Source organism: Neobacillus sp. SM06 (genome assembly GCF_050496765.1).
In the GTDB taxonomy this organism is placed as follows: Bacteria; Bacillota; Bacilli; order Bacillales; family Cytobacillaceae; genus JAEVLT01.
The window spans coordinates 500,199-514,584 of the sequence record NZ_JBNWEO010000015.1; the positions used below are offsets into that span (position 1 = coordinate 500,199).

The 14,386-nt window shown below is 39.6% G+C and carries 13 protein-coding genes; 8 read left to right on the forward strand and 5 right to left on the reverse strand.

Going from position 1 to position 14,386, the window contains the following annotated elements; all coding sequences use genetic code 11:
• Nucleotides 1-245 precede the first annotated feature (245 nt).
• Nucleotides 246-1,697, forward strand: coding sequence for a transposase (locus ACQYAD_RS12035; protein ID WP_430235218.1), 1,452 nt, complete (start codon nt 246-248; stop codon nt 1,695-1,697).
• Nucleotides 1,698-1,930: 233 nt separating this feature from the next.
• Here ACQYAD_RS12035 and plsY read toward each other — a convergent pair whose 3' ends face one another.
• Nucleotides 1,931-2,530 carry a glycerol-3-phosphate 1-O-acyltransferase PlsY gene (gene plsY / locus ACQYAD_RS12040; RefSeq protein ID WP_430238447.1) on the reverse strand — a complete coding sequence of 200 codons (600 nt, stop codon included), beginning with the start codon at nt 2,528-2,530 and terminating at the stop codon, nt 1,931-1,933.
• 186 nt (nt 2,531-2,716) lie between these two features.
• Between plsY and ACQYAD_RS12045 the strand changes: the two genes are divergently transcribed.
• From ACQYAD_RS12045 to ACQYAD_RS12060, 4 genes are all read left to right on the forward strand, one after another.
• Nucleotides 2,717-3,130 (forward strand): CoA-binding protein, encoded by a 414-nt coding sequence (locus ACQYAD_RS12045; RefSeq protein WP_430238449.1) that lies wholly within the window; start codon nt 2,717-2,719, stop codon nt 3,128-3,130.
• Between the two features lie 344 nt (nt 3,131-3,474).
• Nucleotides 3,475-5,454, forward strand: a complete 1,980-nt coding sequence (parE, locus tag ACQYAD_RS12050) for a DNA topoisomerase IV subunit B (RefSeq protein ID WP_430238451.1) — start codon at nt 3,475-3,477, stop codon at nt 5,452-5,454.
• Nucleotides 5,451-7,895: a DNA topoisomerase IV subunit A gene (parC, locus tag ACQYAD_RS12055; RefSeq protein WP_430238453.1), complete on the forward strand. Its 2,445-nt coding sequence runs from the start codon at nt 5,451-5,453 to the stop codon at nt 7,893-7,895. The genes parE and parC overlap by 4 nt, the downstream gene beginning before the upstream one ends.
• Before the next feature lie 183 nt (nt 7,896-8,078).
• Nucleotides 8,079-8,558 carry a staygreen family protein gene (locus ACQYAD_RS12060; protein WP_430238455.1) on the forward strand — a complete coding sequence of 160 codons (480 nt, stop codon included), beginning with the start codon at nt 8,079-8,081 and terminating at the stop codon, nt 8,556-8,558.
• Between the two features lie 1,023 nt (nt 8,559-9,581).
• On the opposite strand, the gene ACQYAD_RS12065 is transcribed toward ACQYAD_RS12060, so the two are convergent.
• From ACQYAD_RS12065 to ACQYAD_RS12075, 3 genes are all read right to left on the reverse strand, one after another.
• Nucleotides 9,582-10,814, reverse strand: a complete 1,233-nt coding sequence (locus tag ACQYAD_RS12065) for an ISL3 family transposase (RefSeq protein ID WP_430238457.1) — start codon at nt 10,812-10,814, stop codon at nt 9,582-9,584.
• A 68-nt stretch (nt 10,815-10,882) separates the two neighbouring features.
• Nucleotides 10,883-11,302, reverse strand: coding sequence for a hypothetical protein (locus ACQYAD_RS12070; protein ID WP_430238459.1), 420 nt, complete (start codon nt 11,300-11,302; stop codon nt 10,883-10,885).
• Between the two features lie 23 nt (nt 11,303-11,325).
• Complete coding sequence (locus ACQYAD_RS12075) at nt 11,326-11,634, reverse strand: hypothetical protein (RefSeq protein WP_430238460.1); 309 nt, start codon at nt 11,632-11,634, stop codon at nt 11,326-11,328.
• A 69-nt stretch (nt 11,635-11,703) separates the two neighbouring features.
• Between ACQYAD_RS12075 and ACQYAD_RS12080 the strand changes: the two genes are divergently transcribed.
• The 3 genes from ACQYAD_RS12080 to ACQYAD_RS12090 all read left to right on the forward strand — a co-directional run bounded on the left by ACQYAD_RS12080 (nt 11,704) and on the right by ACQYAD_RS12090 (nt 13,608).
• Nucleotides 11,704-12,120 (forward strand): DUF2809 domain-containing protein, encoded by a 417-nt coding sequence (locus ACQYAD_RS12080; RefSeq protein ID WP_430238462.1) that lies wholly within the window; start codon nt 11,704-11,706, stop codon nt 12,118-12,120.
• Between the two features lie 83 nt (nt 12,121-12,203).
• Entirely contained in the window at nt 12,204-12,827 is a 624-nt protein-coding gene (locus ACQYAD_RS12085; RefSeq protein WP_430238464.1) for a MarC family protein, read from the forward strand.
• A gap of 202 nt (nt 12,828-13,029) precedes the next feature.
• On the forward strand, nt 13,030-13,608 hold the full coding sequence (locus ACQYAD_RS12090; protein WP_430238465.1) for a hypothetical protein: 579 nt from the start codon (nt 13,030-13,032) through the stop codon (nt 13,606-13,608).
• A 109-nt stretch (nt 13,609-13,717) separates the two neighbouring features.
• On the opposite strand, the gene ACQYAD_RS12095 is transcribed toward ACQYAD_RS12090, so the two are convergent.
• Nucleotides 13,718-14,308, reverse strand: a complete 591-nt coding sequence (locus tag ACQYAD_RS12095) for a biotin transporter BioY (protein ID WP_430238467.1) — start codon at nt 14,306-14,308, stop codon at nt 13,718-13,720.
• Nucleotides 14,309-14,386: the final 78 nt, after the last annotated feature.

Here is a 14,386-nt window from a genome sequence, read left to right on the forward strand (position 1 = left end):
TGATTATTAATTGAAAAAGTGTTTCCACGGTCACTGCGTGGAACGAATGCCTTTCGAGTTGTCAAATCTCACTTTAGACGAAATAGGGACCAAATTCGGTCGTTTTATAATTTTTTTACCCTAATTTTTTACAGGGGTTTAATGGAAGATAGAAACTTTGCCTATTTAGACAAAAAGAAAAGCCATAATGAATCTCCATTGGTAAAATAGAAGTACCAACACAACCATTACGAAAGGAATTCATTATGACTGATTCTATTATACCAAAATCATATTCAAATGTAATCTACCTTCAACCCTCATTTTCATTTGCGCAAGACAACTTCTCCTCTTTGCGCCACCTTCCTTATGTAAAATTGGCGCTTGATTTCCCTTGGGAAGAGGTTTTCGCTCCCATTGAACAAGAGTACATTAATGCAAGGTTTCAGCGAAATTGGGACAAGAGGAATCAAAGGAATTCTGATGAATCTCAAGTCGAATTATTTCCACATTTGCCAAGGGACGTGAGTGCGAAGCCAAAAAAATCGTCTAGAGGACGAGAGGGAATTGACTTTTATGTACTGTTAAAATCGTTTCTCTTAGCCCCACTTCTTTATGTGGAAGTCATGGTCACAAGTGTTCATTTCCAAGTGGTGGGGAACTCTGATTTTCGAATGGTTTGCGGTTTTACCAGCACTCCGTGCCTTAGGACCTTTGAACGTTTTGATCAGATTATGATCGAAAACGGATTATGGGAAAAGGCTCGTCAGCTTATGGTGAATTTCAACATCCAACAAGGAATTATAGAGAAAGAAGAACAATTGGCCGTCGATACTACACATGTCGAAGCCGAAGCCACTTTAAATGCAGTTCGCAAATGTGGCCATTCTGAACCATGCGATTGTCCGAAAATCCCTACGGATGACAATGTTGGACTTATGAGAAAAAGCAATACTGTTTCTTACATAGCCCATAAAGTAGCGCTTGTATGCGGTGTTAAATCGGAACTCCCATTATCTAGATGTGTTTTTAAAGGTGGAGAAAGTGATGCCATAACTCTCGAACCGACTTTGGAAAAGGTAAAGCAAGATCTTCCTGAAAAATTTCTGGAAAACGTGCAATACGTAAGCGCAGATGGAATCTATCAAAGTAAAGATAATCAACAATATGCAAAAAACATTCTTCAGACCAAACTATTGGCTCCGATTAATCCACGAAAAATCAAGGATCAAGAACTGGATGCCCGTGGAATGGCAAAACTCGATAAGTATGGTGTTCCACATTGTATTAGTGGACATAAGTTAAAATTGAAAGGGCTGGATGAAACAAAAAAGCAATACGTTTGGACATGTCCCGTATTTGATCCAAAGTATAAACAAGAAGGGCTCACTTGTTCGGAAGCCTGCCATATTCAATGTTGTAGCGGAGCCCAAACAGGCAGAACAATTCGGATTCAACAATCGCAAACGCCGCAAATAGATCCGGAATTTCCGCAACATCTTCAATCATTTAAAACAAAATTTTCGGAAAGAACGGCCATCGAGCGAGTTAACGCACAAGCCAAAGAAGGACTTAGCTTACGTAGAGTCCACAAACGGGGACGTGTAGCAGTAGAGGCCCATGTAGATCGATGCATCATAACCTCACACGTCTTGGCTTATATGTCCGTTCAAGAAACTGGACAGCTCTATCGAGGGTGGACAAAACTATCCGCATAGAAATTTTTAATAACGTAACTACCAGTTATTGTAAGTGCGAAAACTGATGACGGGATAAGTATGCCCTTTTTTAGGTTCCATTTACAAAAAAGATAAATAAGAAGTCGAGAAACTAAGAAAAATCATCTAAGGCCTTCTCCTCCATCCCAAAAATTTCAAGTTGCTTTATCCCAATTTTAATTTAGTCCTGTTGCTCTATGAAAAAAGCTTTAGAAGAACGGAAATGCGTTCTTCTAAAGCCATTTAATTTTTGGTTCAGTTTTGTTGATTATCCGCTTAATATTGGCACGATGCCGATAAAAAACGAACGAGGTTAGCAAAAGAACGACAATAATTAGGGGGATATCCCATCCGCGGATCACGCCTGAGGCAAATGAATAAACAATTGCTGCGATTCCTGCAAGCATAGACGATAATGAAACATATTTTGTTAAATACAAGCTGACAAAAAAAGTAAGCAATACAAATAAAAACAATATCGGGGTATAAAAAAGCAGTACCCCTCCTGAAGTAGCAACCGCTTTGCCACCACGGAATCCGGCAAAAAGAGGATACATATGGCCGATCACGGCAAAAACCCCCGCAAGCAGCGGACTAATATTCGCGTGCAACAAAACAGGGAGCGATGCTGCAAGCGTCCCTTTTAAAATATCTGCAAGCGTTACCGTCATTCCTGCTTTTACCCCAAGAGTTCGAAACGTATTGGTTCCGCCCAAATTCCCGCTGCCATGTTGGCGAATATCCGTTTTATAAAAAAGTTTGCCGACAATGAGGCCGGACGGAATCGACCCAAGCAAATAAGCAAGGATCACTACTGCAATTAGTGCGACCATTAACCATTTCACCCTCAATTCATTGATTCAGTTAATTTATTTTAACATGGATTTGCAAAAACGCCACCACTCATTTACAACCAACCACTATTATCTATTCAAAACTTAAATAGACAAAATATTATGTTTTCTAGTACAATGATAAATAGAGATAGGTTAAAAAATGGAAATAAAGGAGCGTTTAACATGAAAATTGAAAACCCTTCCAAAGAGGAAATCGGTGCGATTTTAAAAAAAGCAAAGCGAATTGCGGTTGTTGGTTTAAGCGATAAACCAGAAAGGGATTCATATGAAGTTGCAGAAGCATTGCAAAGAGCAGGGTATGAAATCATCCCCGTAAACCCTGCAATTCAAGAGGTGCTGGGTGTAAAAGCAGTTCCTTCTTTAAAAGCAATCGAGGGTCACGTTGATATAGTGGATGTATTTCGCCGTTCCGAACACCTACCGGAGATTGCAAAGGAATTCTTAGAGATTGACGCAGATGTTTTTTGGGCGCAGCTTGGCCTGGCGAACGAGGGAGCATATGCCTTGTTAAAAGAAAAAGGATATACAGTCATCATGAATCGCTGCATAAAAGTCGAACATGCTTTAATGAACTAACCGATTCAGTTTTCCTTAGAGCGAATATACTTCTAAATGGCAGTTACATAAACGTTCTGTTTGTGATGAAAATGAGGTCAAATCCGACCTCGTTTTTCTTTTTTCTGCAAATCCTTTTATGTCTAAAACTTGTTGTTTCTCTAAAATGCATTTGCCAAATCAAAATTAAACGCTAAAATAAAGCATAGACGCCGCAATGGATTGTGGTAAAATAAAACAGTGGAACATTCGTTCTAATTTTTATCAAAAAAAGGATTCTTCCGTGTTAAAATCGAATCAATAACTGACTAGAAGATAGCAAATTGAATGTTTTTCTTTTTGAAAGGTATGAAAGGGGTATTTTAGTGGCAAGAAATCAGCAAGTATTTGATTATAACGATGATGCGATCCAGGTGCTGGAAGGGCTCGAAGCGGTTCGGAAACGGCCGGGAATGTACATTGGTTCTACCGATTCACGCGGCCTGCATCATCTTGTTTACGAAATTGTCGATAATTCTGTCGATGAAGCGCTTGCAGGCTTTGGCGACCAAATTATCGTTAAAATTCATAAAGATAATTCCATCAGTGTCATGGATAAAGGACGGGGGATGCCGACCGGAATGCACAAGCTCGGTAAACCAACACCGGAAGTAATCCTCACCGTTTTGCACGCAGGTGGGAAATTTGGCCAGGGCGGCTACAAAACAAGCGGCGGTCTGCATGGTGTTGGTGCTTCTGTCGTTAATGCCTTGTCCGAATGGCTAGTTGTAACAATCAAACGTGATGGCTTTGTATATGAGCAGCGCTTCGAAAATGGCGGAAAGCCGGCAACAACTTTGGAGAAAATCGGTAAAACCAATCAAAGCGGGACAACGATTCATTTTAAACCTGATCCCACTATATTCTCCACAACCACTTTCAACTTTGAAACATTGTGCGAAAGGTTAAGAGAATCTGCTTTCCTTTTAAAAGGATTGAAGATTGAAATCATTGATGATCGCAATGATGTTCACGAAATGTTTTATTATGAAAATGGTGTCGAAGCATTTGTTGAATACTTGAATGAGGAAAAAGATGTATTGCACCCTGTTGTCAGTTTTGAAGGAACGCAAAATGGAATTGAAGTCGAATTTGCATTTCAATTTAATGATGGCTATTCGGAAAATATCCTTTCCTTTGTAAACAATGTTCGGACGAAAGACGGCGGAACCCATGAAGTCGGAGCGAGGACCGCCATGACTCGCGTATTCAACGATTATGCCAGGAAAGTCTCATTGCTGAAGGAAAAAGACAAAAACCTGGAAGGTACAGATATCCGTGAGGGTTTGGCAGCGATCATTTCCGTACGTATTCCGGAGGAACTGTTGCAGTTTGAGGGTCAGACTAAAGGGAAGCTGGGCACCAGTGAAGCAAGATCTGCTGTCGATTCAGTCGTCTCAGAACATTTGTCCTACTTTTTAGAGGAAAACCCCGATATTAGTTCTTTGCTCATCAAAAAAGCAATCAAAGCTTACCAAGCTCGCGAAGCGGCGCGAAAAGCACGGGAAGATGCCCGCAGCGGCAAAAAGCGAAAACGTGCCGAAACGGTTTTATCTGGTAAACTCACGCCCGCTCAATCGCGAAATCCTCAAAAAAATGAGCTCTATTTGGTTGAGGGCGACTCTGCAGGAGGTTCGGCTAAGCAAGGGCGTGACCGCCGCTTTCAAGCAGTTCTTCCGTTAAGAGGAAAAGTTATTAATACAGAAAAAGCAAAACTTGAAGATATTTTTAAAAACGAAGAAATCAACACAATTATCCACGCGATTGGGGCAGGGGTAGGAGCTGATTTCAATATACAAGATGTCAACTATGATAAAGTGATTATTATGACCGATGCCGACACCGACGGCGCCCATATCCAAGTCCTTCTGCTCACTTTCTTTTATCGCTATATGAAGCCCCTTGTTGAAGCGGGTAAAGTCTTTATTGCTCTTCCGCCACTTTATAAAGTCAGCAAAGGGACAGGGAAAAAAGAAATCATTGAATATGCTTGGAGCGATGACGAACTGAAAGGTGCGATCAAAAAAGTCGGAAGAGGCTACATCATCCAGCGGTATAAAGGTCTTGGCGAAATGAATGCCGATCAGTTGTGGGAAACTACGATGGATCCGGAAACACGAACGTTGATTCGTGTTAAAATAGACGATATTGCGAGAGCTGAAAGACGCGTAACGACACTTATGGGCGATAAAGTCGAGCCGCGAAGAAAATGGATTGAATCCCATGTTGCTTTTGGTTTGGAAGAAGAGGATACCATTCTCGAAAACGAAAATCTGACGGTTCCCGAGGAGGCAATTGAGAAATGAGCACAGTAGAAAAGTTTCGTGATCTGCCTCTTGAAGATGTCCTTGGTGACCGTTTTGGCAGATATAGCAAGTATATTATTCAAGAACGTGCGTTACCAGATGCGCGCGATGGCTTAAAGCCTGTACAAAGAAGAATCCTTTTTGCCATGCATGTAGAAGGGAACACCCATGATAAAGGCTTCCGTAAATCGGCGAAAACAGTCGGTAATGTCATCGGTAATTACCACCCGCACGGTGACTCCTCTGTTTATGAAGCGATGGTCAGAATGAGCCAAGAGTGGAAGGTTCGCAATGTTTTGGTCGAAATGCACGGCAATAACGGCAGTGTTGACGGTGATCCGCCGGCAGCGATGCGGTATACTGAAGCGAGGCTGTCAGCAATTGCAGCGGAATTGCTGCGCGACATTGAAAAACAGACTGTTGAATTTATACCGAATTTTGATGATACATCAAAAGAGCCGACGGTTTTGCCGGCAATGTTTCCAAATTTGCTTGTAAATGGCTCCACCGGAATTTCTGCCGGCTATGCAACCGAAATTCCGCCGCACCATCTTGGTGAAGTCATCGATGGTGTGATAATGAAGATGGATCATCCGAATGCCAGCGTCGATGAGTTGATGGCTGTTATAAAAGGGCCAGATTTCCCAACGGGCGGCATTATTCAAGGCATTGACGGGATTAAAAAAGCTTACGAAACCGGTAAAGGGAAGATTATTATTCGCGGCAAAGCGGAAATTGAAGATCTCCGCGGGGGTAGACAGCAAATTGTTATTACGGAAATACCGTTTGAAGTGAATAAAGCAAATCTTGTCAAAAAAATGGACGAATTGCGCCTTGATCGAAAGGTGGAAGGCATTTCCGAGATTCGCGATGAAACAGATCGAACAGGTCTTCGCATCGTCATTGAATTAAAAAAAGAAGCAGATGCTGAAGGTGTTCTTGCTTATTTATACAAAAATACCGATCTGCAAGTTCCTTATAATTTTAATATGGTGGCGATCCATAATAGACGTCCGAAATTAATGGGGCTCAGAGAACTGCTTGATGCGTACATTGAACATCAAAAGGAAGTTGTCACCCGAAGATCGGAATTTGAACTGACTAAAGCAAAAGAACGGCAGCATATCGTAGAAGGCTTAATGAAAGCTTTGTCGATTCTCGATGAAGTAATCGCAACGATTCGCGCTTCTAAAGACAAACGCGATGCAAAGGACAATTTAATTGCCCAGTACCGTTTTACCGAACCCCAGGCAGAGGCCATTGTTTCCTTGCAGCTTTATCGGTTAACCAATACGGATATAACCGCATTGCGAATGGAAGCCGAGGAGCTGGCGAAAAAAATCGATGAATTGACTGCCATTTTGGAAAGTGAAAGAAAGTTATTCTCTGTTATTAAGAAAGAGTTAAAAGATGTGAAAAAGCGCTTTGAGGATGCCCGCCGCTCGAAAATTGAAGCGGAGATTGAAGAATTAAAAATCAACCTTGAAGTGATGGTTCCAAGCGAAGATGTGATTGTGACCGTCACGAAGGAAGGCTATGTCAAGCGGACTAGTCTGCGTTCCTTTGCGGCATCCAATGGGCAGGATTTCGCCATGAAAGACACTGATCGCCTACTGGCACAGTTCGAATTGAACACAAAAGATGTGCTGCTGTTGTTTACAAACAAAGGCAATTATTTATTCTGTCCGGTTCACGAACTCCCGGATATTCGTTGGAAAGATCTTGGCCAGCATATTGCCAACCTTATTCCGATTGAGCGCGATGAAGAGATTATTCAGGCAATCTCCGTTAAAGACTTTGAACAAAAGGCTTATTTACTTTTTGTAACGCGAAACGGCATGGTCAAGAAAACGGAATTAAAACAATACAAAGCACAAAGATATTCCAAACCGCTTGTTGGGATCAATCTCAAAGATGATGATCAAGTGATAGATGTTCATCTCACAAATGGAACAAACGACTTATTTATGGTTACCCATTATGGTTATGCATTATGGTTTGATGAAGACGAAATCAGTCTTGTAGGAGCAAGGGCAGCAGGTGTAAAAGGCATCAATCTTAAAGATGACGATTACGTTATTGGCGGAAAACTCATTGAAGCTCATAACAAGCAGTCGATCGTTATTGCTACTCAGCGCGGCGCTGTTAAAAAGATGAAATTAACAGAATTCGATAAAGCTTCTCGGGCAAAGCGAGGGGTAGTCATTTTACGGGAGTTGAAGGCAAATCCGCATCGTGTGATGGGCTTTGCGGTTTCAACTGAGTCAGCGGAAATTTCGGTGCAAACAGAAAAAGGGAAGATCGAAACAGTTCTAGTAAATGATTTGAAATTTAGTGACCGTTATTCAAATGGTTCGTTTATCCTTGATGAAACGGAAAGCGGAAAAGTCGTTGCCTTATGGCAGGCTGTAGTTGAAGCGGATGATACGGTAAATCAATAAAATTTGGAAAACGGATGCAGTCGGATTGCATCCGTTTTCTTTTTACAATATTCTAACGGGAATGGCAGGTGACAGTTAAAGAAAACCATCTTTTTTGAAAAAATAGGCTGCTGTCACCCCTTTTTTGGCTAATCATATACTACTAGTAGCAAGATGATTGCTTGATGGGAGGGAAGATTTGCGATGAGTATTTTTATTCCTTCAAAATTAACGGTTGAGCTGCAGGCACCTGCTACTGCCTTTCGCCCGGTAGAGGGCAGAAAATACACTTTCATCCATTCAGATGTTTCAGGGGGATTGTTTTTAGCAATTGGCAAGAATTTTGATTATAAAAACATTAATCAAAAGGATCGTGATGAGGTCTTTGCAGAATGGAAGAGGCAGATGGGGGAATTTGTTTTATGGGGGCAGGTACATGTCAGCGGTGGAGAATTTGATGAAAAGTACGCAAAGGTTCGCTATTTGATTTTTAAAAAAGAGCTCGATTTAGCCTTGAAAGCCATGATTTATGGGGATCAAAGTCTTTTTACCAGTTTTCCGTGGCTGTTGGATGCACCTATATATATTCAGTTTGAATCAGAATTCTCACAATATAATCAAATTTTATATTACGGAAGACCACGTGATTATCTTTATATGACAACACAGCAAACTGTTTCATAAACAAGGGATGCCACCAAGCAAACAGGGGGTAATCGTAAAAATTAAAAACGCATTGAGAACAGTCGAACAATCTCAGTGCGTTTTATTGTGGTATCGAGAAATATATTCATAATAAATAATATTATGTAAACTTCAATATAAAAAATGGGAATCAACAGATTGAGCTTGTTGTACAAAATAGAATGAAGACCAAGATGAATACTCAACTTTGTGGGCTATTCAATCAACTTCATTTTCTCCGTCTCACTATCTAAAGTATACTTATTTAATGATACAGATTTTAATCATCCTTAATTGGTTCCTAGAATATATGTTATGTTAACTAAAGAAAAATTGGCTTAATACACTCTTCCTCTATGACTTGCCAAGGAGCTTCTAAATTAGAATATTACCCATTAAAATTATGTTTAAAATTACCTATAGCATAAAAAATACTTGCCCTCAAAAGAAATTGAAGACAAATAAATGGTACTACAATGCAGTTGGAAATGAATCATAAGTATTAGCTACTTTTGGATGAAATCCATTAGATATTGGCAAAATTGCAGCAATGTTTCAGTAAGCAGCATCCTACTCATATATAAAATCCATTGTGAATACCAAATCACCAATACTTTTCAGATATTCCTCATGACCATCTTCCTTGCCTAGATTCCAAGGAATTTGATTAATTTCAAAAAAATAAATGAAATCATTTATATAGCAATCCGCTATTTTGGCGGCTTTATGAAAAGAAATTGAGGCTCTTCGCTATTTAGTATTGAAAAAACAACATAATAGGATCTAGTCTTTTCTATCATTTTTTGGGCACTGCCAGCATTCAATGCTCCGTTAATGGCAAGAGGAAAACCAAAAACCGGACAAGGGAATGTGTTCAATTGCTCGCTCAGTATTCACCACCTGTAACTTGAATAATCACCCAAAATGTGGACATACTTATTCATGGACAAGGGAATGTGTTCGGTTGCGAGCGAGGTATGGCTCCAAACTGTAACGCATTCTTTTTTGCTTATTGGTTATTTTTTACGACTCCTTGACCAAGTCCAGTTTATTAACTGTTGCATAAATCATGGCAATAAAATTATCTGGAGAACGGTATCCACGGGCTTTTCTTTTGGCAGCTTGAACCAAACTGTTTATTCCTTCAAGCAGACCATTGGTCAATTTGGTTTTAAACCATCTCAAAATACCGTCTTTATGCTTTTTTAGCGACTGTGCTAACTTAATCATCGGTTCCAGTTGAGATCGGATTGCCCAGTTATACCACTCATCAAAGTATAATTCAGAGATGCCTGCTGATTTAGTAAACATTTTCTGCAATGACAATTTCATACGATATGCACGACCTGTTGCTAGATCCATGTCCTTAAGTTTGGCATATGTTTTCTGTTGCTTTTCGGTAAGATTTTCTTGGTTTTTAAGCCATACATACCGTGAATTCTTTAGTTCCGGCTGAGTGGCCTGTTCTTGCCTTCGTACGTTGTCCAATGCTTCATTGACCATTTTCATCACATGAAATTTGTCAAATGTAATCGGTGCTTCAGGGAAATGCTCTTCAATACCTGAGATAAACGATGGAGACATGTCACAACAGAAATCTTTAATTTGAGAACGTGGAACACCTTTCCTATCAAGGAATTGGCAGAATTCCTGTAAGACATCTGCTCCTTTTCCAGTCGTGACAAAAATGACCCGTTTGGTGTCCGTATCTACAAATAATGTCACGTATTTGTGGCCTTTTGTACGCGAGGTTTCGTCCATAGCTACACTTTTTACATTGGAAATATCAATGTTTTCAACCGCTTTATCAACGTAGTGTTTAAAGACTCTCCAAAGACGGGTATCATGTTCACCAACTTTACGGGCAACTGCGGCAACTGGCATTTCAACCATCAACGACAACACATGAAATTCGAAAAGTATTGAAAATCCGGCTCCTGGGCGTGCCCAATCAATGATAACAGTAAGTATTTTTCCACATGATTCACATTTAACCCTAGGCATTCTTGCATGAAGTATGGTTTGATATTGCCAAAAGTCAAGATGTCTCCATGTACGGTCTTGATCCTGAATATCATGAACCTTGCATCCCGGTGATCCGCAATTAGGACATGAAAATTCAGCGCCTTTTCTGTACTCAAGATAAATGTGAAGTGTTTTTTCCTCTTTGGCTAATTCATGATGAAAAACATACCATGGTTCAGGTATTTCTAAAGCTGCTTCAAATACATCATAATCTTCTGGGTAATCTTTCATAAAGCTTCTCAACTCCCAGGCGTTCTATTAGTTTTTACCCAGTATTGACAGTTTTATGAGGTTTTAAACTAAACACTAAATAGCGAGGAAGCGAAATGCGAAATTGAATTTGTTACTAATAGCGAAATAGCGATGGAAAAATAGATCGATTTTTTTAGAGAATCTTCCACATTTAAATTGCGAAGCTGAGCCGCTACCTTTTCTGGTAGATTAATTAGCTCATATTCCCATTCTGGATCTTTCTCTTCAAATGATGGCTCTATCTCCTCCCACTCCTCATATGTAATACCATATGGGAATCCGTTTGAAGTGTAACTTGCTATGAAGGCAAAATTTTCGTCTGAGTATTGATTTGTACTTTGTGCCTTGTTTGATTTTTGGCATTTTTTGCATAGATGCTTGCGATGCCCTTTCCCGCTAAATTTTTCATTTGGAAGGTATTCTTCACATCCGATGCAAAAATGGCCTCTCCTCTTCTTTTTTCCCAATTAAAACCTCTCCAATTTTCTTCTCAGTTTAAAAAATTTTTAAATTGTTCTTTTTCCTCTTCGGTCAATAAGTTTAAATCCTTTTTCGCCTGGAATATAAGAAATTCATCATCCCAGCCATTATAGTTAAACATAGACCAATTTTTTTGATTTTGCTTATGAAATTCATGAACGCGTTCCGTTAATTCAAAGTAAGGCATTTTTCCTGCCTTCCATTCCAAAAAATTATTATACAATGGCTCCAATGCTTTCTCAGTTACCATTTTATGATATTGCTCGACAATTTCTCGATCTCTTCTTCTTTCCGCCTTGGACTTTTTGGATTTTGCCATGATTTTCTCCTACGAAATTTGTTTAGTATAATGATAGTATAACTTGCGGTCGATTTAAAGGGAGGAAGGATGAAAAAAGTACACCGACAACTTTCCCGAAAAAAAATAAGGGTCTATTATATAGTTGCAATTACAATCACAATCTTTTTGGGTCTTGCCTCAAGGAAATACGGCTTTTTGCTCTTCACATTTATAGCAGAGAACGCTGGAGACATGCTTTGGGCGACAATGGTTTATTTCGGTTTCCGCTTTCTGTTCGTTCATAATCGTTTTGCCACAGCCATTTGGCTTAGTTTCATATTTAGTTTTGCCATTAAGTTCAGTCAGTTGTACCAAGCGGACTGGATCAACCATATTCGCGGTACGCTACTGGGCGCATTAATACTTGGGAAGGGATTTCTTTTTGCGGATTTGATTCATTATAGTGTGGGGATCGTGTTTGCAGCATTCTTAGATAAACAAATCATCAAAGGAAGATTGCAATAATAAGTTACCTTTCTCCTCTTGTGGGTAATATAAAAATAGAACTCAGAAAATTTTGGTTTGAAACCAGTAAGGGAGGAAGTTGTTTGCTTAGTCTGCTTTTAAAATTGATCGTATCTTTTTTCGCTGTGATGAATCCGATTGGAAATATTCCTATCTTTATTTCCCTTACAAACGGATATTCTCTAGAGGAAAAGAAACGTACTGCCAGGAAAGCTGCGATTGTTTCTTTGTGCATCTTAACTGTTTTTCTAGTACTCGGCAATTTTATTTTTTCCATGTTTGGGATCACGATTCATGCGTTTCGGGTAGCTGGCGGAATCTTGATTTTCGGAATTGCGTATAACTTGCTCCATGCGAAAACATCAAAGGCGCAGAGTCCGCAAGCAAAAGAAAAAAAGGAAGCAACGGAAAAAGAAGATATTTCGATTACCCCTCTTGCCCTGCCGATCATGGCTGGACCAGGTACGATTGCTACCGTCATGACACATTCCAGCTCACATAATCTCAATAATTTGATAATGGTTTTTGTTGCTTTTGTATTAGTACTTGCCCTTTCTTATTTCTTGTTTTACTACTCATCCCCCATTATTGCCAAACTTGGCCAAGGTGGATTGAATGTTGTTACAAGGTTAATGGGTTTAATCCTTGCTGTTATAGCTATTCAAATGATCGCAGAAGGTATACACGGTCTTTTTCCGCGACTATAAACAACAACCGGGCACAACACTAAGTAGTTCGCTATTAGAGTACAAGAATGTATAAAACAGATGGAAGTTTAGTTAAACAGCATTTTATTTTCTGTTGGGTAAATTTGGGTATCTGTCTACTCCTAGGACAACAATTCTTCATAGCATGAAATTGTGACCAATTGGAAGGCAAAACAGAAAGTATATCTGGGGAGGAATTGGAATGGAAATGGAACAGCAAAAACAATACCGGGAAGACTTATTGGAGTGGTGTAATCATATTTATCTGCATTGGGAAAGTATGAAACCACAGTTTATAAATCACTCTGATCCAATCACCTTAGAGGAATGGGAAGAATCTCATAGGGAATTGACAGAAAAATTAGACACAGACGGTGATGTGGAATTTGATGACTATCGGAGTGCGAAAAAACTATATGAAAGTTGGGAGCATCTGTGCAGTGAAAATCAGGCATATCAAGAGAAGGCAGAAGCGGAGTTTGAAAAAAACAGAGAAATGCAACAATATCGTGAACAGTTATTGGAATGGTGCAACAACCTTCATTTTCATTGGGAAAGTATGCGGACAAAGTTTTCAAAAATGTTCGACTTGAGAAGCTTGGAAGAATGGGAAGAAACTTACCGTGAGTTAACAGAAAAATTGCAAACAGAAGATGATGTGCCGTTTGATGCGTATGAAACTGCCCAAAAGCTATATGAAGGATGGAATCAACTTTATTGCGAAGCAAGCATCTACGATGATATCAGCAAAGCTGAAATGGAGATGGTCAATCCTATTTAACGAACTTTTACGATTTGCACAATTCCCCCCTCGCTTCTAATTTATATTTGTTGCTTTAAATTAGAAGCAAGGGTTTTAGGAAAAATTGAAGAATAAATAAAACCCATCATCACGCATTTTTGATATTTTTAAATTGACTCCTGGTTAAAACTGTCCTTTCTAAACGTTGACCGAGGATCCCAGCAAAAATGGCAAGAATTATATCTTTTGGCAGCGGAACAACCATCCACAACCAGGCCATTTTATACGAAAACCCTTCTGGGGCAGCTGCCCATATTTTATAAGCTGCAAACATCCAATTCGTACCAACCGCATAGTTGATAACCATCCCAATTAATGCGGCCACAATGTACATACTAGTTGTTTTGTTCGATTTTTCGATTATGTAACCAATGACCCAGGCTACAAGAATATAGGAAACGATAAATCCAAAAGTAGGGCTGACAATCGACGAAAAACCACCGCTAAATTTCGCAAACACTGGGACCCCGACTAAACCAACGAGTGCATATGCAGTCATTGCAATCGCTCCTAAACGGCTTCCAAGAACCACACCTGCTAAAATCGCAAAAAAGGTTTGCAATGTAATCGGAACTCCCCCAATAACAAAAAACGGTGCAATTGATGTAATGTTCGCGCCAATTCCCATTAACGCCACAAACATTCCAGCAAGAGTGAGATCAATTGTTTTAAGCTTCATCTATGAACCTCCAAAGTAATAGTTGTACAAAATTTAGAATACTTGCTTATTCATTATATGTCAACCTAATTTTAATAT

Bases quoted from the DNA above. Each gene is read 5' to 3' on its own strand.
- ACQYAD_RS12065 (WP_430238457.1), bottom strand. From the start codon at position 10,814: ATGAAAGATTACCCAGAAGATTATGATGTATTTGAAGCAGCTTTAGAA.
- plsY (WP_430238447.1), bottom strand. From the start codon at position 2,530: ATGGTCGCACTAATTGCAGTAGTGATCCTTGCTTATTTGCTTGGGTCG.
- ACQYAD_RS12095 (WP_430238467.1), bottom strand. From the start codon at position 14,308: ATGAAGCTTAAAACAATTGATCTCACTCTTGCTGGAATGTTTGTGGCG.
- parC (WP_430238453.1), top strand. From the start codon at position 5,451: ATGAGCACAGTAGAAAAGTTTCGTGATCTGCCTCTTGAAGATGTCCTT.
- ACQYAD_RS12090 (WP_430238465.1), top strand. From the start codon at position 13,030: ATGGAAATGGAACAGCAAAAACAATACCGGGAAGACTTATTGGAGTGG.
- ACQYAD_RS12060 (WP_430238455.1), top strand. From the start codon at position 8,079: ATGAGTATTTTTATTCCTTCAAAATTAACGGTTGAGCTGCAGGCACCT.
- ACQYAD_RS12045 (WP_430238449.1), top strand. From the start codon at position 2,717: ATGAAAATTGAAAACCCTTCCAAAGAGGAAATCGGTGCGATTTTAAAA.
- ACQYAD_RS12080 (WP_430238462.1), top strand. From the start codon at position 11,704: ATGAAAAAAGTACACCGACAACTTTCCCGAAAAAAAATAAGGGTCTAT.
- ACQYAD_RS12035 (WP_430235218.1), top strand. From the start codon at position 246: ATGACTGATTCTATTATACCAAAATCATATTCAAATGTAATCTACCTT.
- ACQYAD_RS12075 (WP_430238460.1), bottom strand. From the start codon at position 11,634: ATGGCAAAATCCAAAAAGTCCAAGGCGGAAAGAAGAAGAGATCGAGAA.